The organism is Paenibacillus melissococcoides (assembly GCA_944800085.1).
In the GTDB taxonomy this organism is placed as follows: Bacteria; Bacillota; Bacilli; order Paenibacillales; family Paenibacillaceae; genus Paenibacillus_B; species Paenibacillus_B melissococcoides.
Genome location: CALYLO010000001.1, coordinates 695,701 through 722,682 on the forward strand (window position 1 = coordinate 695,701; position 26,982 = coordinate 722,682).

A 26,982-nucleotide genomic window follows, 5' to 3' on the forward strand; every position below is an offset into this window, starting at 1 on the left:
TGTCGACAGTCTTTTTTCTTATGAAGGGCGGGGCCGGGGGAGGCAGGACAGCTTAGGTTAGGGCAAGCTGGTCCGCGCATGAAGCAAGCTAGTCCCCGTATGAAATTGCTGTACAGGCGCAGCATTTTTAACCTCAAGAGGCTAAATTCCGAGAAAATCCTGCAAAATTACATTATTTCGCCATTTTGAACGCTATTTATGCCTTGCCGTAGGCTAATTGCTGTATTTTTGCAGCAATCTTATTTTCGCAACCTCGTGTCAATGAAATTGCTGCATTCTTGCAGTATTGGCGGAGCAAATGACTAGAGTGGCGGGAGATTCTGCAGCTTTAGTGGAGCGGGATGAATTAGAGCGGCGGGATTAACGCAGCTTCTGCCTCTGTCGGAACGGGTTTGTACTCGGGGTTAAAGTAACACTTGGAAATGTTCATGACAGCCAAGTCCTCGAAGATGTTCTCCAAGAGGCTGCTCATCTGGTTCCGGCTCCACAAGCGGTTGCTGGCGGATGCAGACTACAAGATGCCAGCTATTTACAAAACGCTGCAAGAACGAGAGATTCGTCCTGTCCTGCCCTATGTCCGTCCTCAAACGAAAGAAGGCTTCTTTAAAAAGCATGAATCCGTGTACAATGAGCATTATGACTGTTAATTATGTCAAGGAAATCCGGCACTGTCTTACGAAACAACGAACCATGATGGTTATAAAATGTATCGCTCGAACCCGGCTATCTGTAAAAAGGCGACCAGGCTCTGGAAGACCGGTCGCCCTCTCCTAACTTGTAATATGGATAAAAACGTAAAGAACTCTCGCAACTGCAGTATTACGCGGGAGTTGGTCTTCAATCTGAAGCGATGCCTCGTCAGAGACATCGCTTTTTTTGCCCATTTTCAGATTTTCGAATCCTCACACGATTTGGTATACGCCTTGCCGCCGCGCTGGGACAGCTCCGTCTTCCACGAAGCGCGGACCCCCGCCCATTTCATGCCGAGCCAGGAGGCAGTTACGGCCAGTATCGTTCCCGCGATCATGTCTGTCAGCCAATGAATGCCGAGGTAGAAGATCGAGAAGATGACGATCAGGGCGCTAATCGAGGTGAAGATCGCCCAACGGCGGTTGCCGGATTGCGACGCGAGCAGCGCGACCGTCACCGATATCGACGTATGCAAGCTCGGGAAGCAGTTATCCAGTCCGGATAATTGCCGATAGTTCTCTTCGAAGGACGGAAATACGTCCAGCATGCGGAACTCGACGGCGGCCGGCGGATAGGACCATACTTCGTTCACCGGGAAGAACAGATAGAACGGGATGGCTACCGCATAATTGATGATGACCGCGTAGCATACCGCGCGCGCCATGGGAAGATTATCCTTGGCGATATAGATGGCGATGGATCCGACAATGAGCGACTGGAAGACAACAATATAAAAAAAAGCGACAACCTGGGTAAGAAGCGGATGATGGAACAGCTTCTGAATGGTGTGCACGAATTGGCCTTCCAGCTGATGAATATGGGAGGTAAAATCCCAGTTGACGGCCAGCGCTTTTTCGATGGTCAGTTCAAAATTGTTCACGAGCAAGATAAGGATGAGACCAATAAAAGCGAACAGGAAAGAGCGGGTATGCCGCAAAGCCTTATAAAATGCAGCGACGACAGCCAGCGGCTGCTTGCCTGATCCGAACCATAGCAGCAGGATAACGACCGCGATAGTCCAGAAGGTGACCGTCTGCATGGAGTGAAATAATACCACATCTATCCCCCTATATATTTCCGGTAAACGGTTATTTAATTCATATAGTATACCATAAGTAGCAGGGGGAACCTATGAACCCAAGCGACCATTTCTTGCTGCCGGTTCGGAGCCTTATTTGTTGCGGCTCATATTGACGCCGAATATGCCGCCGAGCGCGCCGCAAGCGCATGCCGCGGCAACGAGCATCAGCTTCTGCAAGGTGATGCCGGCATCCATGGCGAGAAAGCCGATAACAAGCACAAGCATAGCGTAGCAAAAACCGGTGATGCCGCCATAGTACCAGCCTTTGCGCCCGCTGCGCCGCCCTGCCGTCCAGCCCCCGATAAAAAGAGCGATGATATGGACAAGATAAATATAGCCGAGCGTCTTGTCCTCATTGGCAGAACTGGAGTAGAGCAGCACGGATAAAGCCAAGGCCCCCATGGCCATCCAGATAAATGAATTGACGACGCCGGCCAGAATGGGGTGATTCGGCTTCCATTGAGATACACGATGCAATGCATTCATGATGGAATTCTCCTTTCGGTTGAATTATCGTTCCCGGGCGGGGATGGACAAATATATGCGTAGTACAGATCGTATGGGCAAGCAGATAGAAATAGTACAAGGCATAGACGAAAAATATAGAACGGGGTTATAATGTGTGAGCAAAAATATCGAATCCGTCATGCAATGCCCGGATCCGGTTTGAAGCTACTACGCAGAAAGGGATGGAATGACATGGGACATGATGCTTCGACATGGCAGGTTACGATTGCGGTGATCGTGTTTTTGGTGACTTACGCTATCATCATTTCAGAAAAAATTAACCGGGCCATCATCGCCCTGCTTGGAGCGGCGGCGATGCTCGTGCTGCAAATCGTAGATGTGCACCGCGCCTTCACCGAGCATATCGAATGGAACACGATTTTCCTGCTGGTCGGGATGATGATACTGGTCGGGATTACGAATAAGAGCGGCATCTTTCAATATGCAGCCGTGAAGGCGGCGCAGCGAACCCAAGGAAGGCCGATCCGGATCCTGGTGATTCTGGCGGCCTTGACGGCGGTCGGGTCGGCTTTTCTGGATAATGTGACGACCGTGCTGCTGGTGGTGCCGATTACGTTTTCGATAACCCGGATGCTCAATATCAATCCGGTTCCGTTTTTGATCACGGAAGTTATCGCTTCCAATGTGGGCGGCACCGCCACTTTGATCGGCGACCCGCCGAACATTATGATCGGGTCTGCGAACCCGCATTTGACCTTTAATATGTTCTTGATCTATTTGGCGCCGGTCATCGTGGTGATCATGGCGGTGCTGCTTGCGGTGCTCGTCTTCATATACCGGAAGCAGTTGAAGGTAACGGACAGTCAGCGCCATGCCCTGATGCAGTTGTCGGCGGAATCGTATATTTCGGACAAGCGGCTCGTAAGGAAATCGGTCACGATCCTCGTATTGACGATCTTGGGCTTCGTGCTTCACTCGGCCATTCATGTGGAGCCGGCAGTCATCGCGATGGCGGGAGCTACGCTGCTGATGCTGATCGGCCTGAAGGGCGAAGAAGAGCTGGAGGAAGCGCTGCATCGGGTGGAATGGGTGACCATCTTGTTCTTCATCGGCCTGTTCATTCTCGTGGGAGGCCTGATTGAAGTCGGCGTCATCAATCAATTGGCCCAATGGATGTTGAGCGTCACGAGCGGCGATATGACGCGAACCGCCATGTTCGTGCTCTGGGGCTCGGGCATCGCGTCCGCGACGATTGACAATATCCCTTTTGTGGCGACGATGATTCCGCTCCTGCAGGATGTCGGGAGCCAGATGGGCATTGCCGATCCGAACCAGTTGAATCCGCTCTGGTGGTCACTGGCGCTGGGCGCTTGCCTGGGGGGGAACGGCACCTTGATCGGCGCATCGGCGAACGTGATTGTGGCAGGAATGGCGCAGCGCGAGGGAAATGGGTTCGGCTATATGGACTTTCTCAAAATCGGGGCTCCGCTCACGCTGCTGTCGCTGGCGATTTCCACCGTTTACATTTTCCTCTTCATTCTCTAACCGTTCGGGCTCAAAAGGGGACTTTTTGGAACAACGGCTCAACCGGATTGTAAGATGCAGGATGGGAACATTTCGATAAGAAAAAGCTGCATGCCTCTCGAATTACGGGGCCAGAATACACGTTACTGGCACACCGAAAATGGCACCGGGAGGCGTTGCTAATGGAAGTCTGGACTCTCATATTGCGCACGATCCTGATGTATATTGTTGTCTTCGTCGTGCTTCGTCTGATGGGCAAAAGAGAGATCGGCAAGCTGTCCGTCTTCGATGTCGTCATCTCCATCATGATTGCGGAGATTGCGGTCTTTGTCATCGAAGACGGCAATAAGGCGCTATGGCAAGGGCTTGTCCCGATCGTCGTTCTTATTATCATTCAGATCAGCGTGGCTTACATAGCCTTGAAGAGCCAATGGATAAGGCATTTGTTCGATGGCAAGCCAAGCGTTATCATCAAGAACGGCCAGCTTGACCGCCCGGAGATGGCGCGGCAGCGGTACAATCTCGACGACCTGATGCAGCAGCTCCGCGAGCAGGGCGTGGACAATATCGGGGATGTTCGCTATGCGATACTGGAGGCGAACGGCAAGCTGACCGTGTTCCTAAAACAGGACTCAGACACCCCGACCGCCGAGGAAGCCCAGAACGGCGCCCAGCAATCGGGCGGCATTCTGGAGGAGGATTATACGGGGGATACGAAAGGTCCCGGCCCGGTTACCCCCGGCAGCTCATCCTCCCCGCCGGGCGGCCGCAAGAAGGCCAAAAAGGAACGTCCCGTCTTGCGCAAGCCGGAGCGTTACCATTTCACGACATTGCCGCTGCCGCTTATTATGGATGGCAAGGTGCAGGATCATAACCTGTCGACCATCAATAAGACGCGCTTCTGGCTGAAAAACCAGCTTACGCTGAAAGGCGTCAACGAATTTAAAGACGTTTTTTTCTGTTCTATCGATCATCGGGGCCACTTATTCGTGGATCGGAAGCATAAGTAACGGGAACCGGGATGATTATTTGCGATGCGGCTTCGGCGGCAGCCAATCCCGGACCAGCGGAAGCCGCGTCACGTCATCGCGGTTGATGAGGCCCATAATAATGAGCAGCAGCAGATAGACAAGGACCCCCGTAGCACCGGCAGCGATAAAGCGCAGCAGACCGTAGCCTTCCGGCAGCGGAGAGCGCACATAGACCGCCTGAATGCAGCCTGCCATAATCACCATGGCAGACCCTACCTTGATGAAGTCGAGCCATGGCATTGTCAGTTGAAGATGGCGGATGACGCTCGCCGCATGGAGCAGCGTGACGACGACAATATTGATGCATATCGCGATAATGGCTCCATAAATGCCCAATTGCGGCTGAGAAGCCAACTGAATAATGAGCAAAAGCTTCAGGGCAGCTCCGATAAATGTGTTGACGAGGGCGGTTCCCGGGCGTTCCAGGGCCTGCAGCGCAGCCTGCAGCGGCGCCTGCAAGTAGATGAAGACCGCGATCGGAGCCATCCACCGCAGCATCGGCGCGACGCTGGCGTCGTTATAGAGCAGGACGCAGAGCGGCAGCGCGAGGACGAACATCATGACGGCGAACGGAGCGCCGCATACGAGCGCCAGCCGGATCGCCTGGTGTATCCGCTTGTGAATCGTGAGCATGTCATTGCGGCCGAGCGCCTCGGATAACGAAGGCACGAGAGAGACGGCGAGAGAGTAGGTCAGCGCCCCGGGCAGAGTCAATATCGGGATAATCATGCCCTGCAGAGCCCCGTACTGCGCCGTCGCGATCGCGGTGAGAACGCCGGCCGCCGCCAGGCTGCGGGCGATCGCAATCGACTCCAGCAGGTAGGAGAGCGAGCCGATAAGCTTGCCTCCCGTTACGGGCAGCGCGATGCGGAGCAGGCGGGGAGCCACCTTGTGCGCAGCCCCTTGCTGCGGCGGCTCTGGCGAATCCGGAACATCGTCTCCGGCGCCGCTCTCCTTCGGCTTGCGTGCGGACCGCATCAGGAAGACGAGGACGAGCAGCCCTCCGAGCTCGCCCACGACGACGCCGACCATGGCCCCCGCAGCCGCCCATTCCAGCCCGTAAGGGAGGAACAGATAGGCGAAGCCGATGACGGCCACGATGCGGATGAACGTCTCCGTCACTTGGGAGACGGCGGTCGGCACCATATTTTGCATGCCTTGGAAGTAGCCGCGCAACACCGCGGAGATGGCGACCATGACGATGATAGGCGTCATGACGAGGAAGGTATAGTACACCCGGCTATCCGTCAGAACGCGGGTCGTAATCCATGGCGCGAGCAAGAGACAGGCGGCGGAGAAGACGATGCCCGCGCTGACGGTCAGCTTCATGGCGACCGATAAAATGCGCCGCACGCGGGCACGGTCCCCGACAGAGTCCGCCTCCGCGATCAGCTTCGCTACGGCGAGCGGAACGCCGCCTGTAATCAACGTAATGATGACGAGCAGGAAGGGATAGCCAAGCTGGTAGATTCCAACCCCTTCCGCTCCGATGATGCGCGGAAGAGTAACGCGCGGAATGAACCCGAGTATGCGATTCACAATGCCTGCGGCCAATAAAATCAGCGTTCCCTGTATGAATGACTGCTTCTTCACGTTCCGATCATCCCTCTTCCCCTGAAGACTTGTCTACCTGATATAACCATAAATATGCGGTTGTCCCTATTCCATGACGATTGGCTTGTACCGATGGAAACGAAAAGTCAGGGGAGGCAATGATTGCTACGGGATGCGAAGCAGGAATTGCGTGAAGAAGCGCGAATAATAGAGAGACACGGAAAGGAGTGAGCGGCGTGTCGGAGCCATGCACGGAACAGGAGCGGGTCGAGGCGATCGAAATGTGCTGTGATAGCAAGGCGGAAGAACTGAGGCTGCTCGGCTACGAGCAGGTAACGGGGAAGGATGTATGGGAATGCGTCAGCGCCAAGTATAAAAAAGAGGATGCTGAGCCGGCCATGCATCAGGTCGTCAATGATATTTTGTCATTGAAAGCAACGCAATTCATGAACTTTATGACGATGGCGGCTTATCGCGGGTCTCCCTTTTTATAAGGCGAGATTTTTTTATGCCATGATCACAAAAATTGACTCGAAAAATGACGGTCGATATAATAGGAATAATGAATATGAAAGGGGAATAGGGACGATATGAAAAGGGTGTTAGCATTTCTGCTCATCGTTGTCGTATCGCTAGGTGTCATTGGCTGGACTAGCCCTTCGATCGTCAACAACATACGTCTCGGACTCGATCTCAAGGGCGGCTTCGAGATTCTGTACCAAGCCTCTCCGCTGGAATCGGGCGGGAAAGTGACTAACGACGCGCTTAAACAGACCGCCAAAAGTCTGGATAAACGGATTAACGCCACCGGTACGAGCGAACCGGAGATTACGATTGAAGGTTCCGACCGGATCCGCGTCAAGATTGCGGACGTTCAGAACGAGGAAGAGGTGCGGAAGAAGCTCAAAGAGCCTGCCGTGCTTACGTTCCGGAGCTCTGAAGGCTGCAAGGCCGCGTCCGATTACTGCAAGATTGAACTGAAAGGAACGGACTTCGTCGAAGGCGGAGCGAGCGTCGTATATGACGAGCTGCAGCGTCCGATTGTCGCTATCAAGCTGAAGGATGCGAGCAAATTCGCCGAGATTACAAAGCGGCTTGCGGGATTGTACGATCCGGATGAATCCAAGGCGCGCAATCGTTTGGCGATTTTTATGGATGAGACGCTTATCTCCGCTCCTTCGGTTCACAATGAGATTCCAGGCGGGGAAGCGACGATTACCGGCCAGCGCACGAAGGAAGAAGCGAATGAGCTGAAGGACACGATCAATCTCGGCTCCTTGCCGCTCAAGCTGACCGAGAAGTATTCGCAGACTGTTACGGCTACGCTTGGCAAAATGTCGCTGGAGCAGACAGTGAAGGCCGGAATTATCGGCACGGCGCTGATTCTGTTATTTATGCTTGTCATCTACCGGCTGCCTGGCGTTATTGCCAGCGTCTCGCTGATTCTGTTTACCTGGATTCTGCTGATTGTCTTCTGGCTGTCCGAGATTACGCTAACGCTGCCGGGCATTGCGGCCTTCATTCTCGGTCTCGGCATGGCCGTCGACGCGAATATTATTACGTATGAACGGATTAAGGAGGAGCTGCGCAGCGGCAAGTCGATCAAGTCCGCGATGAAGGCAGGCTCCAAGAACTCGTTCCGGACGATTATGGACGCGAACATTACGACGATTATTGCCGGCGTCGTCATGTATATTTTGGGCGAGAGCCAAGTCAAAGGCTTTGCGCTTATTCTGATGATGACCGTCGTCGTCAGCATATTGACGAACATATTCCTCTCCCGCGTCATGCTGCATGCGCTGGTCAAATCGAATGTGCTGGCCAAACCGGGATACTTCGGCGTGAAGGAGAGTGAAATCCGTGCGCTTTAAAGGAACGTTCAACTTTGTTCATTCCAGCAAATACTTCTTTATTTTCTCGATCATCATTACGATTGTCGGCGTAATCTCGCTCGGTGTGCTCGGTTTGAACTACGGGGTAGACTTCAGCTCGGGCACGAACGTGGACGTTACGCTCTCGAAGCCGGTGGAGAAAGCCCAGGTCGAGCAGATGCTCGATCCGTACCAATTGAAGAAGGACCCGACCATTACGATCGGCAGCGACCGGATGACGATCCGGTTCACGGAAGTGCTGACCGAGCAGATGGAGAACCAGTTCAAGGCCGATTTCAAAAAGCTGGACGCGGGCGCTTCGTTCGAAATCAGTACGGTCGATGTCGAGATTGCGCGCGAGCTGCAGCGCAATGCCTTGCTCGCGGTTCTGATTGCGAGCATCGGCATCATTATTTATGTCAGCATCCGCTTCGAATGGCGCTTCGCCATCTCGGCCGTCGTCGCGCTGCTGCATGATGCGTTTATGGTTATCAGCATTTTCTCGATATTCCGGCTCGAGGTCAATCTGCCGTTCATTATCGCGGTGCTGACCATCATCGGGTATTCCATCAACGATACGATCGTTATCTTTGACCGGATACGCGAGAATATGAGATTCGCCAAGATCAAAAATATTCATGACTTGTCCCATCTCGTGAACGACAGTATCTACCAGACGCTGACTCGTTCTATCAATACGGTGCTGACCGTTCTCGTGGCGGCCCTCTGTCTGTTTATTTTCGGAAGCGAGTCGATCCGCATGTTCTCGCTGGCCATTCTGGTCGGCTTGGGATTCGGCGCTTATTCCTCCATCTTCATCGCGAGTCCGCTGTGGGTCGTATTGAAGAGCAAGGAGAAGAGCAAGCCCAAGTCTCCGGCGAAGCCGAAGCAGGCGTAACCGCCAATTTCAAGCCGAAGGATGCGGCGGCAAGGGGGCGGGGCCCCGGCTTGGCTTCCCTGCCGCAGCCTGCGGCGCAAGCATAAAGATGAAGCCGCGTCAGTATGCTGACGCGGCTTTGATGTTGCAAGCAAGAACAGACTCATGCGAAGTCGAAGTCCACAACAGGAATGAAAAAAATGGATTGCGAGGGTTGCGACATGACGACCGATCGGTTTGCAAGGGCCGAGGCAGGGGCATGGTTGGGGATTATCGGCAACCTGCTGCTCGCGCTGCTCAAAGGCATCGCCGGCTTCTTTGCGGGCAGCCAGGCGCTCATCGCGGACGCTTGGCACTCCGCCTCGGATGTGGCGGGCTCCGGCGCCGTCCTTGTCGGCTTGAAGGCTGCGAAGCGCCCTCCGGACAGGGATCATCCGTATGGACACGGCAAAGCGGAATCCATCGCGGCCATCATCGTCTCGGTGCTGCTGCTCGTCGTCGGGCTGGAGCTCGCCGTCGCGGCTGTGAAGTCGGTATGGCAAGGGCGGGTGGACATTCCAAAATGGTACGCACTCGCCGCGATTATGGTGTCTATCGTGGTGAAGGAAGCGATGTTCCAGTACAAGTTCCGGCTGGGCAAGCGCTTATCGTCGCAAGCTTTGATCGCGAATGCCTGGGAGCATCGTTCCGATGTCTATTCCTCCATCGCGGCGCTGATCGGGGTGGGCGCCGCGATGCTCGGCGGGATGTATCATATCGAATGGCTGCTGTATCTCGATCCGGCGGCCGGATTTATCGTGGCGCTTCTTGTCCTGCATATGGGAACAAGATTGGTGAAGGAAGCGATTCACTCGACGATGGACCACGTGCTTCATGATGAAGAGGCGAATCCGCTCATCCGGGCCGCGCAGTCGGTCAACGGCGTCATTACCGTCGACAATCTGCGGGCGCGTGAGCATGGGCATTATGTTATCGTCGATGTTAAAATCAGTGTAAACCCCCGCATATCGGTGGCGGAAGGCCATGCGATTGCGAAGCGGGTCAAAAATCATTTAATGCAGCGTTTTTTGCATGTGGCAGACGTATTTGTCCATGTGAACCCGTTCGATACCGGCAATCCGTACCGGATACCGGAGAATGACGGAGAGTCGACGCTGCTGCAATGAGGAAGTTAAAGGAGTGGGAGGATGCTTCATCCACGCTCCCGGTGGATCTGCTCTGACGTGCCGGATACCGGCATCGAGCAGTTGGCCCAGGAAGCCCGGGTCTCGAAGCTGGTCGCCCGTATGCTGGCCGTACGGGGGATTGCAGATGCAGAGCAGGCACACCGGTTTTTGCATGCGGATATTGATGAGATGCACGATCCATATTTATTGGCGGGAATGGAAGACGCGGTGGCCCGAATCCGGATCGCGCTCGCGAACCGCGAGCGCATTCGCATTTATGGCGATTACGATGCGGACGGAGTCTCGAGCACATCGCTTATGATTTATTTGATGCGGCACCTGGAAGCGGATTTCGATTACTATATCCCGCACCGGGCCAACGAAGGGTACGGGCTGAACAAAGCGGCGCTGGAAGATGCGAAGGCTTGCGGCGTCACCCTCGTCGTAACGGTCGATACGGGGATTAGCGCCGTGGAGGAAATCGCCTATGCCCGCGAGCTCGGAATCGACATCGTGGTGACCGATCACCATGAGCCTCCGGAGCAGCTTCCGGACGCCTGCGCCCTGGTCAATCCGAAGCTGCCTTATTGCCCTTATCCGTTCAAAGGGCTGGCCGGTGTCGGCGTAGCCTTCAAGCTGGCGCACGCGCTGCTCGGACGGATTCCGGAGGAGTGGCTGGAGCTGGCCGCCATCGGCACCGTCGCCGATCTGATGCCGCTGCTGGATGAGAACCGCATTCTCGTGCGGGCGGCTCTGCAGCGGATGAAGCGTTCCCGCTATGCCGGGATTCGGGCGCTGCTTCAAGTGTGCAGCATCGATCCGAAGGAAGTGACCTCGACGCATATCGCCTTCTCGATGGCTCCGCGAATCAATGCCAGCGGCCGCCTCCATCATGCCGACATCGCGGTCCAGCTGCTGACGGCGGAAGACGACGCGGCGGCCGAGGCGTTCGCCTGGGAGCTGGATCGGTTGAATAAGGAGCGGCAGAAGATCGTCGACGGCATCGTCAAGGAGGCGGAAGCGCAGCTCGTGGAGAAGATGGAGGATACGGGGGAGCCTCCTCATGTCATCGTCTTGGCCGCGGAGGGCTGGAATGTCGGCGTTATCGGCATCGTCGCTTCCAAAATCCTCGAAAAATATTACCGCCCGACCTTCGTGCTCGGAATCGACGGCGAGACGGGATTATGCAAGGGCTCGGCCCGTTCGATCCCGGGCTTCGATCTGTACGAGGCGATGCAGTCGTGCGGCGAGCTGTTCGAGCATTATGGCGGACATCAGGCCGCGGCAGGCATGACGATTCAGGCGGACAAGCTCGCGGAGCTTGAGCGGCGCTTCCAAGAGATTGCTGAGGGAATACTGACAGAGGAGCACTTCGTTCCTTGCGTCGAAGTGGACGCGGAATGCGGCTTGCATGAGATTCCGCTGGAAGTGATAGACCAGCTGGAGCAATTGGCCCCGTTCGGCATGGGCAATCCGAGCCCCCGGGTCGTCATCCGCAACGCGCGGGTGCGCGAGATCCGGACGATGGGCAAGGAAGGCCAACATTTGAAGTTGATGTTGAGCCAAGACCGTGCTACATTGGATGCGGTAGCTTTTCACCGGGGAAGCTTGGCCCGAAGGATTGCGAGTGACGTGAAGGCGGATGTGCTGGGCGAGCTGTCCGTCAATGAATGGAACGGCCGGCGCAGGCCGCAGCTGTTCATGCAGGATATCCGCATCCAGGAACGGCAGTTGTTCGATTTGCGGGGGATCCCGGATGCTTGGGAGACCGCCGTGCAGCTGGCGCGCATATTGGATCAGGACGGAGACGGCGCAAGCGTGCTCGTCACGACCCGTGAGCAGGCGGGCGTGCATGCCGCGGAAACCTTCGCGTGGCTGTACAGCGACGAGGAGGACGGACCGGTCGTCGTTCCGGGCGCGTGGCGGGGAGACGAGCCGTTCATCGCCGCGATGTCGGAGCGCGTTCGCGAGATGGTGCTGTTCGGGATGCCGCCCTCGGAGCAGGATATGAGGCGGTTAACCCGCCAGCTTCGCCATATGGAACGGCTGCATGTCGTGCTGCCCCGCGAACCGATCGGAGGACGGCTTCATATGCCGACCCGCGATCGAATCAAGCGGGCTTATGCGGAATTGAGACGGGTACATACATGGACCAATGAACCCGAGCCGATGCGGTCGCTGGCCAAGCGCGTCAATCTGTCCCTGCGGGAATTCATGCTGCTGCTCGATATGTTCAAGGAGCTGCAATTTTTAACTTGCACTCATCATAGACATACAACGACATTCGAAATGGCGGCACAGCCGGCGAAGACCTCGTTGGAAGCTTCCCAACGTTACCGGGACTGGGCAGCCGCAGCCGCCTGGGAGCAGCGCTGGTATGATCCGGCGACAGACGCGTTCGCGGCATGGCTGTGGTCGTGCTGGGACGAAGACCGCGATGTTTCATTACTTAGGAGGAGTTCAGATGGATTTTAAATCGTATATTCGGGTCATTCCCGATTTTCCTCAGCCGGGAATCAGCTTCAAAGATATTACGACCTTGCTGAAGGACGGCTCGGCTTATCAAGCCGCAATCGCCGCCATGAAGCAGATGGTCGAGGATAAGCAGATTGATCTGATTGCCGGTCCGGAGGCGCGCGGCTTCGTCGTGGGCGCTCCGCTCGCCTTGGCGATCGGGGCCGGATTCGTTCCGATTCGCAAGAGCGGCAAGCTGCCGGGCGAGACGATCGAAGCGGGCTATGCGCTGGAATACGGCAGCGACAAGCTGGCTATGCACAAGGACGCGATCAAGCCGGGGCAGAAGGTGCTGATTGCCGACGATCTGCTGGCGACCGGCGGCACGATCTCGACGGCCGTCAATCTGGTGCGCCAGCTTGGCGGAGAAGTGGTCGGGGCATTGTTCCTGATCGAGCTGAGCGACCTGAACGGACGCGGCAAGCTGCCGGATATTGACGTGCGTTCCCTGGTGACTTACGAATAGGCGAATGTCAAAAACCCCCTGAATCGGGCTGATGCCCGTTCCAGGGGGTTTTCTGCATGCATCAGGCTTGCTCGTTAGACCAGCCCAGCTTGTCAATGATGATGAAGAACAGATTGAGCACGATGCCGAGCACCGTGGCCAGCGCCATGCCCTTCAGCTCGACAGCGCCCAGCTTCAAAGTGGCGCCGCTGATGCCGATGACGACGATAAGTGTCGTCAGCAGCAGATTTTTCGGCTTGCCGTAATCGACCTTGGCATCGACGAGCACCCGCAGTCCGGATGCCGCGATAACCCCGAACAGCAGCAGGGATACGCCGCCCATGACGGGAACCGGGATGTTGGCGATGAGGGCCGAGACTTTGCCGAAGAAGGACATGATGATGGCAATGACCGCCGCGCCGCCGATGACATATACAGAATAGACGCGGGTAAGCGCCATGACGCCGATGTTCTCTCCGTATGTGGTGTTCGGCGTGGAGCCGAAGAAGCCGGAGAAGACAGTCGAGAGCCCGTTGCCGAGCAGGGAGCGGTGAAGCCCCGGATTTTTCGACAGATCGTTGCCTACAATATTGCTGGTTACCATCAAATGGCCGATATGCTCAACGACGACGACCAGTGCCGCAGGCACGATAATCGCGATCGCCGTCCAGTTGAATTCAGGGAATGTGAACGTCGGCACTTTGAACAGCGCGGCCTCCCGCACCGGATCCATGCTGACGACGCCCATGAAGTAAGCGACGACGTAGCCGGTAATGATTCCGATAAGAACGGGAATGATTTTGAAGAAACCGCGGAAGAGCACGTTGCCGAGGACGGTCACTCCGAGCGTGACGCAGGCGAGCGTAATGGCCGTCGTATCGAGCGCGGCATCCGGAGCGGACGGAATGAACCCCGACATCCCGGCAGCGACCGGAACAAGCTCGAGGCCGATGACCGCGACGATGGCTCCCATGGCGGCCGGCGGGAAGAGCACGTCCAGCCAGCGAGTGCCGACCCACTTCACGATAAGCGCAACGGCGACGAAGATGAGTCCGCAGACGATAAAGCCGGACAGCGCCTGGGCATAGCTGCCGCCATTGCCGGTGAGAACGACCGTAACCGGAGAAATAAACGCAAAGCTCGAACCGAGAAAGGCAGGGATCAGCCCCCGGCACAGCACAAGATAGAAGATGGTGCCCAATCCGTTCATGAGCAGTACGATGCCCGGATCGACGTGGAACAGGTTCGGCACCAGCACGTTCGATCCGAACATGGCGAACATATGTTGGATGCTTAGCAGCAGACCGGGCCCGAAAGCCGGTTTTTCCTGCACTTGAATTTCGCGTTGCAAGTCGAATGCACTCCTTTAATATGAAATTGTCGTGTTCCGTTACTGGATAGTATCCCTTAGACCCAACTATATAATTTACATGCTATTCGGTCTAATTTTCAACAACATTTTTGTGATGGGGCTTTAAAATGGCGGAAGATTCGTGTTATTTCGAATGAAAAACCTAATTTTCGACAAAAAAGACAAGGCTGATCGTGAAAGCCCAGGGAGACCATTGACGGGAGACACCGAATAAAGGCATAATTAAAGGATATAAATCTGTAGTCTGGGAGATTATGATCCCCGGCAGAAGAAAGGAACCGAAACGACTCCAATGGGCATCGAGCATTTATTAGAGAAGGCCTCGGCGTACATGAAAGAATCGGATCTGGATCGCGTCCGCGAAGCCTATCTGTTCGCGGAGCAGGCTCATTCGGGGCAGGTCCGGAAATCCGGCGAACCCTATATATTGCACCCTCTGGCTGTGGCCGACATCGTGGTGGGCATGCAGATGGATCCGACTTCCGTCGTAGCGGCGCTGCTGCATGATGTCGTGGAGGACACGTCCGTCTCCCTGGAGGAAGTGCGCACCAAATTCGGCAACACATGCGCGATGCTGGTCGATGGATTAACGAAGCTCGAGCGGATTCAGTTCCGGTCCAAGGAAGAGCAGCAGAACGAGAATTACCGGAAAATGTTCGTGGCCATGGCCAATGATATCCGCGTTATCGTCATCAAGCTGGCCGACCGGCTTCACAATATGCGGACGCTGAAGTACCAATCGGAAGAGAGTCAACGGCGGATCGCCTACGAGACATTGGAAATCTTCTGTCCCATCGCTCACCGGCTCGGAATCTCGGCCATCAAGTGGGAGATGGAGGACATTGCGCTTCGCTATTTGAATCCGCAGCAGTATTACCGCATCGCCAACCTCATGCACAAGAAGCGCGCCGAACGGGAGCAGTACATTGCCGACGTCATCGCGCGCATTCAGGAGAAGCTGGAGGAGATGGGCATCACCGCCGATCTGTCCGGCCGACCGAAGCACATATACAGCGTCTATAAAAAAATGACGGCCAAGAGCAAGCAGTTCAATGAAATTTACGATCTGCTGGCGATTCGCATCATCGTCGACAATATCAAAGACTGCTATGCCACCCTCGGCATTATCCACACGCTCTGGAAGCCGATGCCGGGCCGGTTCAAGGACTACATTGCGATGCCGAAGACGAATATGTACCAGTCGCTCCATACGACCGTCATCGGTCCGACGGGGGAACCGACCGAGGTGCAGATTCGGACCTGGGAGATGCACCGCACGGCCGAGTACGGGATTGCGGCCCACTGGGCGTACAAAGAGGGCGGAACCAATTCGGGCAGCTTCGAAGAGAAGATGACGTTCCTGCGCGAAATTCTCGATTTGCAGCAGGAGACGAACGACGCTCAAGAATTCGTCGAATCGCTCAAAATGGATTTTTTCTCGGATTTGGTGTTTGTATTCACGCCCAAAGGAGAAGTCATCGAGCTTCCGGCCGGCTCCGTGCCGCTTGATTTTGCTTACCGCATCCATACGGAGGTCGGGAACCGGACGATCGGGGCGAAGGTGAACGGCCGCATCGTGCCGCTCGATCATCAACTGAAGACCGGCGATATCGTCGAGATTTTGACGTCGAAGCATTCTTACGGGCCAAGCGCGGACTGGGTCAAAATCGCGCAGTCTTCGCATGCGCGCTCCAAGATCAAGCAGTGGTTCAAAAAAGAGAAGCGCGAAGAGAACGTGCAAAAGGGACGCGAAGGGATCGAACGGGAATTGAAGCGGCTGGGGCTGGAGCCGTCGGCCTGGATGACCGACGACAAGCTGCTTGAGGTCGCCAAGAAATTCACCTTCAACGATATCGAGGACATGATGTCCGCCATCGGCTTCGGCGGCATTACCGCCTCCCAGATCGTGACCCGCTTGACGGAAAAGCTGCGCAAGGAAACGGAAGAGGCCAATCAGATCGAATTGACTCACGAGGTCAAGGAAGTCAAGAAGGAGCCGGAGCGCAAAGCCCGTCCCGCCCATGGCGTCAGAGTGGAAGGCATCGACAATCTGCTCGTTCGCTTCGCCCGCTGCTGCAATCCGGTGCCTGGCGACGAGATTGTCGGATATGTCACCCGCGGACGGGGCGTCTCGATTCACCGGGCCGACTGCCTGAACATCCCGACGACGATCGACGGCGAAGAGGCGGAACGGATTATCGATGTGCAGTGGGGCGATTCCTCCGAGGCGAATTACAGCGTCGACATCGAGATTACCGGCATGGATCGGAGAGGCTTTCTCAACGAGGTGCTGCAGGCCGTCTCCGAGAGCAAGACGAATATCGCCGCTGTCTCGGGCCGTTCGGATCGCAACCGGCTGGCGATGATTCATATGACGATTCTTATCCGCAATACCGACCATCTCCATTCGGTGGTCGAGAAGATTAAGCGTGTCAAGGACGTGTATACGGTGCAGCGGATCATGCAATGAGCTCGCTGCACTTTTTTGGCATGTTAAGAGGTAGTTCAACTGCAGGAAGGGATGATAAGTTAGCATGCGAATCGTGGTTCAGCGGTGCAAGGAAGCCGCGGTAACGGTTGAGGGAGAGACGGTCGGGAGCATCGGCCAGGGCTTGATGCTGCTCGTCGGCGTGACCCATGAGGATACGGAGCAGGACGTAATCTGGGCGGCCGACAAAATTGCCGGGCTGCGGATCTTCGAGGATGAATCCGAAAAGATGAATCTGTCGGTCCAGGATATCGGCGGCGCGATCTTGTCCGTCTCGCAGTTCACCCTCTACGGCGACTGCCGCAAAGGGCGGCGTCCCAACTTCATGGCTGCCGCGCGGCCCGAACAGGCGGAGCGGCTCTACGACAGCTTCAATGAGCGGCTGCGCGGGCTGGGGCTCGCCGTGGAGACCGGCCGCTTCGGAGCGATGATGGATGTGCGGCTCGTGAACTGGGGGCCGGTCACGCTCATCGTGGACAGCCGGGAGTAGTCTCGCGCCGGACAAGCCTGGTCCCGCCAGCTTGAGGAGAAGGCGGCGTGGAAGCGCGGAATAATTGATCGCGGGCGCGGCCCATACTAGGGAGGAACCCTGCGCGTGCTGCCCTGCCCGGCCGGATGCTTCGCATGGCGTCCGGACCGGACGGCAGCTAGCGGAAAGGAGCCGTATCGTGCGACAATCTTTGCAGCAGCTCGCGATCCAGTACAGCACCTGGGCAGCCGTTCAATCCGTCAAGGAAGCGGCTGCGCTCATGCGGGAGGAGCAGGCCGAGCAGGACGCCCTTCGCCGCCAAGGTGCCCATGTAAAGCGATAGCCGCGGTCCTTCGATGCCCGGTCTTCTTCCATCAGGAAGGGGCCGGGCATTGCTGTCTGTTTCGCCGGCTCGGGCGCAGGGGTATAAAGTCGTACGGAAGGACTTCCGCAAGCAATCCGCCTTCTCGTCTTGTGGCGCATTATCGCGCCGGATGAGCAGAGGGTGACAAAATACGATTCCAGAAGACGGCGAGGTGACGGAAGATGAAACGAATTCAGGCATACACGCGGACGGAGGACGATGCCGAGACGATGCGCACACGGCTTACCGCGGCCGGCGCGGCAAATATCGAGGTCGGGGAACTGGGCGGCCCGTTCGTCAGCAAGCAGATGCTGTTCGCACCGTTCATAACCGGCAATGCGAATGGGTCCGCTTATAACGGCGGCATCTCCGCCGTAGGTCCGGGCGGCCTCGTGACGACCCGCGACGACGGGCAGGAGGCGCTCACGACGACCCCCGCCACCGAGTTGACCGATAACGAAGGAGGAGCCGATACTGCATCCTCCGAACGGAGGGAGCCCCCGGACGGGCTGCGCTATGTCGTTACCGCCACGGTGGAGGAAGGGGACTATGATGCTATTGTCCGGCTCATCCGCGAGAACAACGGATATTTCGAGCCGGGAGAAGAGGGCTAATCTCTTCCCTTTATTTCGGAAAGTCAATATGATAGGATAAGGACTGGCGCCCGCATGGATGGGCGCCTTTTTGGGACGAAGAGCCAACTTGGGCCGTATGAGGGGGAGCTTGCAGGAAAATGCGCATTACAGTAATCGCCAATGAAGCGGCGTTTGAACGTTCGCTTATTCATATTGTTCAATTGTTCATCGAGCAGCCGGAGGTCACGTATCAGGTCAGCCTCCAGCCGGAGGGCGAGCGGGCGGAGGAAGCCGAGGCGGTCATCCGTCTCGCGCAGACCGAGCCGGAGGGCGGGCTCGCGCCCGAATCGTTCCCGCTCGCGGCAGCGGGGCGGGTTCGCGTCCGCGCTTCGCTGGAGCGGAAGGACGGCTCTCCCCTGGAATCCGTCAATGAACGTCCAGTGCCTGCGGAAGCGACCTATGAGCAGTACCGCAAGCAGGTGAAGAATGCATTCTCCCATGCGCTGCTCCAGGTGCTGACCGCATGGACCGGCATCGAGCAGCCGTGGGGCATTCTGACCGGCGTCCGCCCGACGAAGCTGATGCATGATGCGCGGCGGCGCGGGCTGTCGCAGGACGAAGCGAAGAAGATGCTTCGCGAGGAATATTTGATAACGGACAGCAAGATCGCGCTGATGGAACAGATTGTGGAACGCCAGTTGACGGCGCTGCCCGATTTGGATCAGCTTCAGCGCCAGTTAAGTATTTATATCGGAATCCCGTTCTGTCCGACCAAATGCGCCTATTGCACGTTCCCGGCGTACGACATCAACGGGCGTCAAGGCTCCGTCGACTCGTTCCTTGGCGGGCTTCACTATGAAATGCGCGAGATCGGACGCTTCCTGAAGGAGCGGAATATTCCGATCACGACGATATACTATGGGGGCGGAACCCCGACCAGCATCACGGCGGAAGAGATGGACATGCTGTATGAGGAAATGATGACCTCCTTCCCGAATGTGGAGCAGGTGCGGGAAATTACCGTCGAGGCGGGACGCCCGGATACGATCACGCCGGAGAAGCTGGAGGTGCTGCGCAAGTGGAATATCGACCGCATCAGCATCAATCCGCAGTCTTACATTCAGGAGACGCTTAATATTATCGGCCGCCATCACAGCGTGGAAGAGACCGTGGAGAAATACAAGCTGGCGCGCGAGCTCGGCATGAAGAATATCAATATGGATCTCATTATCGGACTGCCGGGAGAAGGGACGGCCGAGTTCGCCCATACGCTGCGGGAGACGGAACGGCTCATGCCGGAATCGGTGACGGTTCATACGCTGTCGTTCAAGCGCGCCTCCGAGATGACCCGCCACCGCGGCGAGGAGAAATTCAAGGTGGCCGACCGGGAAGAGGTCGAGCGGATGATGACGATGGCGGCGGAATGGACGGGGGCGCACGGCTATGTTCCGTATTATTTGTACCGTCAGAAAAATATCCTCGGCAACCTGGAAAATGTCGGCTATGCGCTGCCGGGCACCGAGAGTCTGTACAATATCCTCATTATCGAAGAAATTCAATCGATTCTGGGATTGGGCTGCGGCGCATCCTCCAAATGGGTGCATCCGCAAACCGGAGCGATTACGCGCTTCGCCAACCCGAAGGAACCGAAAGTATACAATGACAATTATGTCGAAGTAACGCGCAAAAAAATAGAAATGATGAAGGAATTGTTCAAAGAAGCCTAAAGGAAACGCTTGCTTTTTTGTAATCTGTTTGTAATCTTTGCTTCATGTTCCTTTAATATTTGCGCCCTATACTGAATGCATGACCCCCTTTTTAATATATTCTTTTGCTGGACCTACATCTGATGTAGGTTTTTTTTCTTGACTTTAGCGTGTTACATCCTTACAATGTTCATTATATTTGACATACCAACCGATTCAATGACGGGAACAAGTAACCCGCCCCACATGCGCAGAGAGAGGTTCCTTGGCTGGAAGAACCTTGATGATGGACGGGCGAAGGACATCCCCGAGAACCGGCGGCGAACTCCATTCGGAACGGAATGGATGGGTAGCCGTTCGGCGCCTGGCGTGCGTTATACGTAAATGAAGCGCGGGAAGCGATCCGGAAGGCTGAAGTGCCGGCGAGGGAGAGCGGACAGCGGAATGTGGGTGGCACCACGGGTGATTGGAATCGACAACCAACTCTCGTCCCTTAGCAAATGTTACATTTGCAGGGCGGGAGTTTTTTTATTTTCAGGAAGCAGGCAGGAGGAGGAAGAACATGGCTTACCAGAAGCCGACAGGCACGCAGGATTTGCTGCCGGGCACCGTCGAGATATGGCAGACGGTCGAGCGCAAAGCCCGCGATCTGTGCCGTCGATTCAACTACAAGGAAATCCGGACCCCGATATTCGAACAGACCGAGCTATTCGAGCGCGGCGTCGGCGAGACGACGGATATCGTGGAGAAAGAAATGTATACGTTCAAGGACAAGGGCGATCGCAGCATGACGCTGCGTCCGGAAAATACGGCAGGCGTCGTTCGCTCCTATGTGGAGAACAAGCTGTACGGCGAGCCGGATGTGACCAAGCTCTATTATATCGGGCCGATGTTCCGTTATGAGCGGCCGCAAGCGGGACGCTACCGCCAGTTCCATCAATTCGGCGTGGAGGCGTTCGGGGCTGTCGATCCGAGCCTGGATGCGGAGATTATCGCGCTCGGGTATGAATTCATGAAGCAGGTCGGGCTGACCGGCGTGCGCGTGGAGATCAATTCGGTCGGCAACGCGCCGAGCCGCGCGGCTTACCGGGAGCGTCTGCTGCAATTTTTGGAGCCGATGAAGGAATCGCTGTGCAAGGACTGCCAGTCCCGAATGGAACGCAATCCGCTGCGCGTGCTCGACTGCAAGGTCGATCAGGACAAATTCGGCGATGCGCCTTCGATTCTGGACAGCCTGGATGAAGAGTGCGCGACCCATTTTGCCAAGGTCAAGCAGTATTTGTCGGCGATGGGGGTCGACTATGAAGTGAACCACCGCCTCGTGCGCGGACTCGATTATTATACGCATACGGCATTCGAGTACAAGGCGCAGGGCATCGGCGCCATCGATACGGTCGGCGGCGGCGGCCGCTACAACGGCCTGGTGGCGGATATCGGCGGTCCGGATCAGCCCGGCATCGGCTTCGGCATCGGGCTGGAACGAATCGCGCTATTGCTGGAAAAGCAGGGCGTCGACTGCAACGAGGCGTCCCCGCTCGATATTTATCTGATCGGACTCGGCGAGCAGGCGGAGGCCGAGGTGACGAAGCTGCTGAACGATCTGCGGCGTGAAGGACTGGCTGCCGAGAAGGATTACCAGGGCCGCAAGATGAAGGCGCAGATGAAATCGGCCGACCGCATGCAGGCGCGTTACGCCGGGATACTGGGCGATGACGAGCTGTCCCGGGGCGAGATTGCGCTGAAGGAACTGGCCAGCGGGGAGCAGCGGTTCGTGCCGCTGTCCGAATTGGCGCGGCAATTGAAGCAGGCTTGACCTGCTGAGACGCCAGTATGCCGGCAAGAGGCAGACGATGCAAGAACATAGATGAAGAACGATCGATGATGAGGAGAGTGGAGTTCATGATGTATAAAACGCATTCCTGCGGAGACATAACGAAGGCCCGCATCGGAGAGACCGTCACTTTGAACGGATGGGTGCAGCGCCGGCGGGATTTGGGAGGCGTATTGTTCGTCGATCTGCGCGACCGTACCGGTCTCGTGCAAATCGTATTCAACCCGGAATTTTCAAGCCAAGCCCATGAGATTGCCGATCGCTTGCGCAATGAATTCGTCGTGGCGGTGAGCGGACAAGTCGTCCTGCGCGACGCGGAGACGGTCAATCCGAACCTGCCGACAGGCGATGTCGAAGTTCGTGTGACGGAGATAGAAATATTGAACGGGGCCAAAAACCCGCCGTTCTTCATTGAAGACGGCATCGAAATCGACGAGTCGCTTCGTCTGCGCTACCGTTACCTGGACCTTCGCCGTCCGGAAATGCAGCGCACGCTGAAGCTGCGCTCCAAAGCGTCGAAAGTGATTCGCGATTTCCTCGACGAGCAGGACTTCGTCGAAGTGGAGACGCCGATTCTGACGAAGAGCACGCCGGAAGGGGCGCGGGATTATCTCGTGCCGAGCCGCGTGCATCCGGGCGAATTTTTCGCGCTGCCGCAATCCCCGCAGCTGTTCAAGCAGCTGCTGATGGTATCGGGTCTGGAGCGCTACTACCAGATCGCCCGCTGCTTCCGCGACGAGGATCTGCGCGCCGATCGCCAGCCGGAGTTCACGCAGGTCGACATCGAGACCTCCTTCCTGTCCGAGGAACAGCTCCAGACTATGATGGAGCAACTGATGGTCCGCCTGTTCAAGTCGACGATCGGCGTCGACATTCCGGCGCCGTTCCAGCGCATTACGTATCAGGAAGCGATGGAGAAGTACGGCTCGGATAAGCCGGACCTGCGCTTCGGCCTGGAGCTGGTCGACGTCTGCGATCTCGTGGCGAACAGCGGCGTCAAAGTATTCGCTTCCGTCATCGAGAAGGGCGGCGTCGTCAAAGTGCTGAACGCCAAAGGCTGCGGCACGTGGAGCCGCAAGGATATCGATGATCTGGGGCCGTACGCGGCGCGCTACGGGGCGAAGGGCCTGGCGTGGATTCAAGTGAAGGACGGCGAGTTCCGCGGTCCGATCGTCAAGTTCATGAGCGAGGAAGAGATCGCCGCTCTGCGCGAGCGCACAGGCGCCGAGGACGGAGACCTGCTGCTCTTCTCCGCCGATACGCGCAAGGTCGTCTACGATGTGCTGGGCAACCTGCGCCTCTACATCGGCCGCAGACTGAATCTTATAGACGAGAGCGTGTTCAAGTTCGCCTGGGTCGTCGACTTCCCGCTGCTGGACTATGATGAGGACGAGAAGCGCTATGTGGCGGCACACCATCCGTTCACCCGTCCAAAAGACGAAGACCTGCATCTGTTCGATTCGAATCCGGGCCAAATCCGGGCTCAGGCGTACGACCTCGTGCTGAACGGCTACGAAGTCGGCGGCGGCTCGCTGCGGATCTACAAGCGCGACGTGCAGGAGAAAATGTTCACGGCGCTCGGCTTCTCTCCGGAAGAGGCGCAAGAGAAGTTCGGCTTCCTGCTGAACGCGTTCGAATACGGCACGCCGCCGCACGGCGGGATCGCCCTAGGTCTCGATCGTCTGATTATGCTGCTGGCAGGCCGCACGAATCTTCGCGAGACGATCGCGTTCCCGAAAACGGCCAGCGCGGTCGATCTGATGATGGACGCGCCGAACCTCGTAGAGCCGGCTCAATTGGAGCAGCTTCATATCAAATCGACCTTCAAGAAGAAGGACAAGAAAGAAGAGCAATAACACGCCCGCTGCTTCGAGCAGCTTGAACGAACGCCCCTTGCCGATCTATGCTATATAGCAGGCGGCCAGGGGCGTTGCCATTATACTCGGGCGGTAGGCCCGCAGGAGGAATAGCTGATGTTGCATCAATTTTCGCGTACAGAATTAGCCATCGGCCCGGAAGGGCTGGACAAGCTGAAGAACAGCACCGTCGCCGTGCTCGGCATCGGCGGCGTCGGCGGCATCGCTGCGGAAGCGCTGGCGCGCACGGGCATCGGGCGCATCATCATGATCGATAAGGATGTCGTCGACATCACGAATGTGAACCGCCAGATTCACGCCTTGACGACGACGGTCGGGCAGAAGAAGGCGGAGCTGATGCGGGAGCGGATCAAGCTCATTAATCCGGAGTGCGACGCCATCGCCTTGAATATGTTCTATACGGAAGAGACGTACGAGGAGCTGTTCGCCTACGATCTCGATTATGTCGTGGACGCTTCGGACACGATCTCTTATAAAATTCACCTCATTAAGGAATGCTTGCGCCGCAACATCCCGATTATCTCAAGCATGGGAGCGGCCAACAAAATGGACCCGACGCGCTTCCAGGTGGCGGACATCTCGAAGACGACGGTCGATCCGATCGCGCGCGTCATCCGGCAGAAGCTGCGCAAGGACGGCATCAAAAAAGGAGTCAAGGTCGTCTTCTCGACCGAGGAGCCGTTGAAGCCGCGCGTTGACGTGACCGAGAAGATCGTTCCGGAGACGGCGCCGGATATCCGCAAGGCGAAGCAGCCGCCGGCCAGCAACTCCTTCGTGCCGCCGGTGGCGGGGCTGATCATGGTAAGCGTCGTCGTCCGCGATCTGCTTACTACGTTAGAATCACGGTGATGAACATGGATTTATTCTCCTATCAGGAAGAGCGGGAGCCGGGCATGCGGCTGCTCGCCGATCGGATGCGCCCGCACAATCTTGACGAATATATCGGCCAGGAGCATATCGTCGGTCCGGGCCGTCTGCTGCGGCGGGCGATCGAAGGCGATCGCATTTCTTCGATTTTGCTGTACGGGCCGCCGGGATGCGGGAAGACGACGCTGGCCAATATTATTTCGGAGCGCACGCAGGGCGAGTTCGTCCGTCTCAATGCGGTCGACGCCTCGGTCAAAGACGTGCGGGCGGTCATCGAGCAGGCGGAGAACAACCGCAATCTGTATAATACAAAGACGATTTTGTTCCTGGACGAGGTGCACCGCTTCAACCGGTCGCAGCAGGACGCGCTGCTGCCCGCCGTCGAGAAGGGAACGATCATCTTCGTCGGCGCCACGACGGAGAATCCGTTCCACCACGTCAACGGGGCGTTGATGAGCCGGTCGACGCTGTTCCAGCTCAAGCCGCTGACGAAGGAGCATTCGCTGATCGCGATGCGGCGCGCGCTGGCCGATGCGGAACGGGGTCTCGGCTTCATGAAGGTGGAAGCGGAGCCGGGAACGCTGGAGCATATCGCCGCGATGGCGAACGGCGATATTCGCCGGGCGCTCAACGCGCTGGAGCTGGCGGTCATGACGACCTCGCCGGAGGCGGACGGAACGGTCCGCATCACGATGGAGGTTGCGGAGGAGTCTGTCCGCAGGCCGCTCGTGCAGGCGGACGAATCGGTGCAATACGATGTGCTGTCCGCCTTCCACAAGAGCATCCGCGGCTCCAGCGATGCGGCGCTCTACTGGTTCCTCTACGCGGTGGAGAAGCTCGGCATGGATCCGATGACCTTCATCCGCCGCCTGACGGTCGCCTGCAGCGAGGATATCGGCTTGGCCAATCCGCAGGCGATGGTTCAGGCGGTCAGCGCGATGGAGGCGTACCACCGCATCGGGTGGCCGGAATCGAAGTATATTGTCGCCCAGGCGATACTCTTCGCCGTCGAGAGTCCGAAGTCGAATTCGATTCCGGCGGCCATCGCCCGCGTCATGGCGGCCTTCGACGACTATCCGTCGGCTCCCGTGCCGCTCCATCTTCGCGACGCGCATTATAAGGGAGCCGAGAAGCTCGGGCACAAGGGCTACAAATATCCGCATGATTATCCCGGACATTACGTTGAACAGCAATATTTGCCGGATTCGATCCGCAATCGGATCTTCTTCATGGCGAGCGAGCAAGGGACCGAGGCGAAGATGCGCCTGAATCAGGAACGGAGACGCCAAGCAAAGCCGGACAACGGGGACTAAGGGCAGCGCAGGTTTCCGCGGCGGACCGGCTCCAAGCATCCAGAGGCCGAACAGACAGCATTCGGAAGGGAGAGGAAAGTATGATGGCGAAGCATACAGACAGAGCGGAGGCCGCAGCGATGCGGAGAGCGGCGGGAGCCGCCGTCGCGGCAGGGGGAAGCGCAGGAGCCTGTCTCCGCTATGGCATCGGCCTGCTGGTCCCGTTCGACCCGCCGGCAGGCTTCCCCTGGGCGACATTGGCCGTCAACCTGGCCGGCTGTCTCTTTCTCGGCTGGTTCTTCACCTGGCTGCAGGAGCGACCCGGCCTGTCACCGCTATGGAAGCCGCTGCTCGGAACCGGGCTGACGGGGGCAACGACGACGTTTTCGACGTTCGCGGTCGAAGCGCTGGACCTGTTCGCGGCCCAGCGGTATGCCGCCGCGATGATCTATTTGACGGCCAGCATCGGCCTCGGACTGGGGCTGGCCTGGCTCGGCATGCGCTGGGCGGGGCTGTCCAAGCCGGCAGGCGCATGCGAGGAGGGACGGCGATGAATATGCTGTGGGTAGCCATTGGCGGGGCATTTGGCGCTTGGAGCCGTTATGAATTGGGCGCTTATATTGCAAGGCGGGCAGGCAGCCGCTTTCCGTGGGGGACGCTGCTTGTCAATTGGGGAGGCTGCTTCCTGCTCGGCCTGTTGGCCGGGATGCGCGAGGCGCTGCCCGCTCCCCTGTACGTCTTCGCCGCGGTCGGATGGTGCGGCGCGTTTACGACATTTTCAACTTTCAGCTTCGAAGCATTGACGTTATGGAAGGACAAGCAGCGCGGCCGCTGCGCGCTGTACCTGTTCCTGACGGCGGCCGTCGGGCTCGCCGCTGCGGCGGGAGGACGATGGCTGGCCGGACTGCCAGGGTAGCGCG

General features: G+C 57.2%; 24 protein-coding genes. 20 read left to right on the plus strand and 4 right to left on the minus strand.

Translation table 11 applies throughout. The features are described from left to right. The first annotated feature begins 428 nt into the window (after positions 1–428). The gene (locus OCY70_RS03265; RefSeq protein WP_213425866.1) at positions 429–647 is read left to right on the plus strand and encodes a hypothetical protein; all 219 of its coding nucleotides are present in this window, start codon (positions 429–431) and stop codon (positions 645–647) included. Positions 648–886: 239 nt separating this feature from the next. Here the strand turns inward: OCY70_RS03265 and OCY70_RS03270 are convergent, their stop codons facing one another. Continuing rightward, a complete protein-coding gene (locus tag OCY70_RS03270; RefSeq protein WP_213425865.1) occupies positions 887–1,747 on the minus strand; it encodes a phosphatase PAP2 family protein in 861 nt (286 codons plus the stop codon). A 114-nt stretch (positions 1,748–1,861) separates the two neighbouring features. Continuing rightward, on the minus strand, positions 1,862–2,257 hold the full coding sequence (locus OCY70_RS03275) for a TIGR04086 family membrane protein (RefSeq protein WP_213425864.1): 396 nt from the start codon (positions 2,255–2,257) through the stop codon (positions 1,862–1,864). Between the two features lie 213 nt (positions 2,258–2,470). On the opposite strand from OCY70_RS03275, the gene OCY70_RS03280 reads away from it, so the two are divergent. Together OCY70_RS03280 and OCY70_RS03285 are read left to right on the plus strand one after the other, a co-directional pair. Next, on the plus strand, positions 2,471–3,784 hold the full coding sequence (locus OCY70_RS03280) for an ArsB/NhaD family transporter (protein WP_213425863.1): 1,314 nt from the start codon (positions 2,471–2,473) through the stop codon (positions 3,782–3,784). 161 nt (positions 3,785–3,945) lie between these two features. Then, positions 3,946–4,773: a DUF421 domain-containing protein gene (locus tag OCY70_RS03285; RefSeq protein ID WP_213425862.1), complete on the plus strand. Its 828-nt coding sequence runs from the start codon at positions 3,946–3,948 to the stop codon at positions 4,771–4,773. Between the two features lie 15 nt (positions 4,774–4,788). On the opposite strand, the gene spoVB is transcribed toward OCY70_RS03285, so the two are convergent. Beyond that, positions 4,789–6,387, minus strand: a complete 1,599-nt coding sequence (spoVB, locus tag OCY70_RS03290) for a stage V sporulation protein B (protein WP_213425861.1) — start codon at positions 6,385–6,387, stop codon at positions 4,789–4,791. A gap of 242 nt (positions 6,388–6,629) precedes the next feature. On the opposite strand from spoVB, the gene OCY70_RS03295 reads away from it, so the two are divergent. The 6 genes from OCY70_RS03295 (at position 6,630) to OCY70_RS03320 (ending at position 13,242) form a co-directional block, all read left to right on the plus strand. After that, entirely contained in the window at positions 6,630–6,842 is a 213-nt protein-coding gene (locus tag OCY70_RS03295; protein WP_213425884.1) for a post-transcriptional regulator, read from the plus strand. A 96-nt stretch (positions 6,843–6,938) separates the two neighbouring features. Continuing rightward, positions 6,939–8,219, plus strand: a complete 1,281-nt coding sequence (gene secD / locus OCY70_RS03300) for a protein translocase subunit SecD (protein ID WP_213425860.1) — start codon at positions 6,939–6,941, stop codon at positions 8,217–8,219. After that, positions 8,209–9,117 carry a protein translocase subunit SecF gene (gene secF, locus OCY70_RS03305; RefSeq protein WP_213425859.1) on the plus strand — a complete coding sequence of 303 codons (909 nt, stop codon included), beginning with the start codon at positions 8,209–8,211 and terminating at the stop codon, positions 9,115–9,117. The genes secD and secF overlap by 11 nt, the downstream gene beginning before the upstream one ends. A gap of 200 nt (positions 9,118–9,317) precedes the next feature. Next, positions 9,318–10,262, plus strand: coding sequence for a cation diffusion facilitator family transporter (locus OCY70_RS03310; protein WP_213425858.1), 945 nt, complete (start codon positions 9,318–9,320; stop codon positions 10,260–10,262). Positions 10,263–10,283: 21 nt separating this feature from the next. Further along, complete coding sequence (gene recJ, locus OCY70_RS03315; protein ID WP_213425857.1) at positions 10,284–12,737, plus strand: single-stranded-DNA-specific exonuclease RecJ; 2,454 nt, start codon at positions 10,284–10,286, stop codon at positions 12,735–12,737. Further along, positions 12,727–13,242 (plus strand): adenine phosphoribosyltransferase, encoded by a 516-nt coding sequence (locus OCY70_RS03320; RefSeq protein WP_213425856.1) that lies wholly within the window; start codon positions 12,727–12,729, stop codon positions 13,240–13,242. The genes recJ and OCY70_RS03320 overlap by 11 nt, the downstream gene beginning before the upstream one ends. A gap of 61 nt (positions 13,243–13,303) precedes the next feature. Here the strand turns inward: OCY70_RS03320 and uraA are convergent, their stop codons facing one another. Next, positions 13,304–14,572 carry a uracil permease gene (gene uraA / locus OCY70_RS03325; protein WP_213425855.1) on the minus strand — a complete coding sequence of 423 codons (1,269 nt, stop codon included), beginning with the start codon at positions 14,570–14,572 and terminating at the stop codon, positions 13,304–13,306. A 313-nt stretch (positions 14,573–14,885) separates the two neighbouring features. On the opposite strand from uraA, the gene OCY70_RS03330 reads away from it, so the two are divergent. The 11 genes from OCY70_RS03330 (at position 14,886) to crcB (OCY70_RS03380) (ending at position 26,978) form a co-directional block, all read left to right on the plus strand. Beyond that, the gene (locus OCY70_RS03330) at positions 14,886–17,063 is read left to right on the plus strand and encodes a RelA/SpoT family protein (protein WP_213425854.1); all 2,178 of its coding nucleotides are present in this window, start codon (positions 14,886–14,888) and stop codon (positions 17,061–17,063) included. Between the two features lie 64 nt (positions 17,064–17,127). Beyond that, entirely contained in the window at positions 17,128–17,571 is a 444-nt protein-coding gene (dtd, locus tag OCY70_RS03335) for a D-aminoacyl-tRNA deacylase (protein WP_213425853.1), read from the plus strand. A gap of 178 nt (positions 17,572–17,749) precedes the next feature. Then, a complete protein-coding gene (locus OCY70_RS03340; protein WP_213425852.1) occupies positions 17,750–17,893 on the plus strand; it encodes a hypothetical protein in 144 nt (47 codons plus the stop codon). Positions 17,894–18,096: 203 nt separating this feature from the next. Further along, positions 18,097–18,528, plus strand: coding sequence for a flagellar basal body rod protein (locus OCY70_RS03345; protein WP_213425851.1), 432 nt, complete (start codon positions 18,097–18,099; stop codon positions 18,526–18,528). Positions 18,529–18,647: 119 nt separating this feature from the next. Further along, positions 18,648–20,216, plus strand: a complete 1,569-nt coding sequence (locus tag OCY70_RS03350) for a coproporphyrinogen III oxidase (RefSeq protein ID WP_213425850.1) — start codon at positions 18,648–18,650, stop codon at positions 20,214–20,216. 541 nt (positions 20,217–20,757) lie between these two features. Next, positions 20,758–22,008: a histidine--tRNA ligase gene (gene hisS, locus OCY70_RS03355; RefSeq protein ID WP_213425849.1), complete on the plus strand. Its 1,251-nt coding sequence runs from the start codon at positions 20,758–20,760 to the stop codon at positions 22,006–22,008. An 86-nt stretch (positions 22,009–22,094) separates the two neighbouring features. After that, entirely contained in the window at positions 22,095–23,882 is a 1,788-nt protein-coding gene (gene aspS / locus OCY70_RS03360; RefSeq protein WP_213425848.1) for an aspartate--tRNA ligase, read from the plus strand. A gap of 117 nt (positions 23,883–23,999) precedes the next feature. Next, on the plus strand, positions 24,000–24,752 hold the full coding sequence (locus tag OCY70_RS03365; protein WP_197255707.1) for a tRNA threonylcarbamoyladenosine dehydratase: 753 nt from the start codon (positions 24,000–24,002) through the stop codon (positions 24,750–24,752). Positions 24,753–24,757: 5 nt separating this feature from the next. Further along, complete coding sequence (locus OCY70_RS03370; RefSeq protein ID WP_213425883.1) at positions 24,758–26,083, plus strand: replication-associated recombination protein A; 1,326 nt, start codon at positions 24,758–24,760, stop codon at positions 26,081–26,083. A gap of 80 nt (positions 26,084–26,163) precedes the next feature. Beyond that, on the plus strand, positions 26,164–26,616 hold the full coding sequence (gene crcB, locus OCY70_RS03375; protein ID WP_249724357.1) for a fluoride efflux transporter CrcB: 453 nt from the start codon (positions 26,164–26,166) through the stop codon (positions 26,614–26,616). Beyond that, positions 26,613–26,978, plus strand: coding sequence for a fluoride efflux transporter CrcB (gene crcB / locus OCY70_RS03380; protein WP_213425847.1), 366 nt, complete (start codon positions 26,613–26,615; stop codon positions 26,976–26,978). The genes crcB (OCY70_RS03375) and crcB (OCY70_RS03380) overlap by 4 nt, the downstream gene beginning before the upstream one ends. The last annotated feature ends 4 nt before the right edge of the window (positions 26,979–26,982 follow it).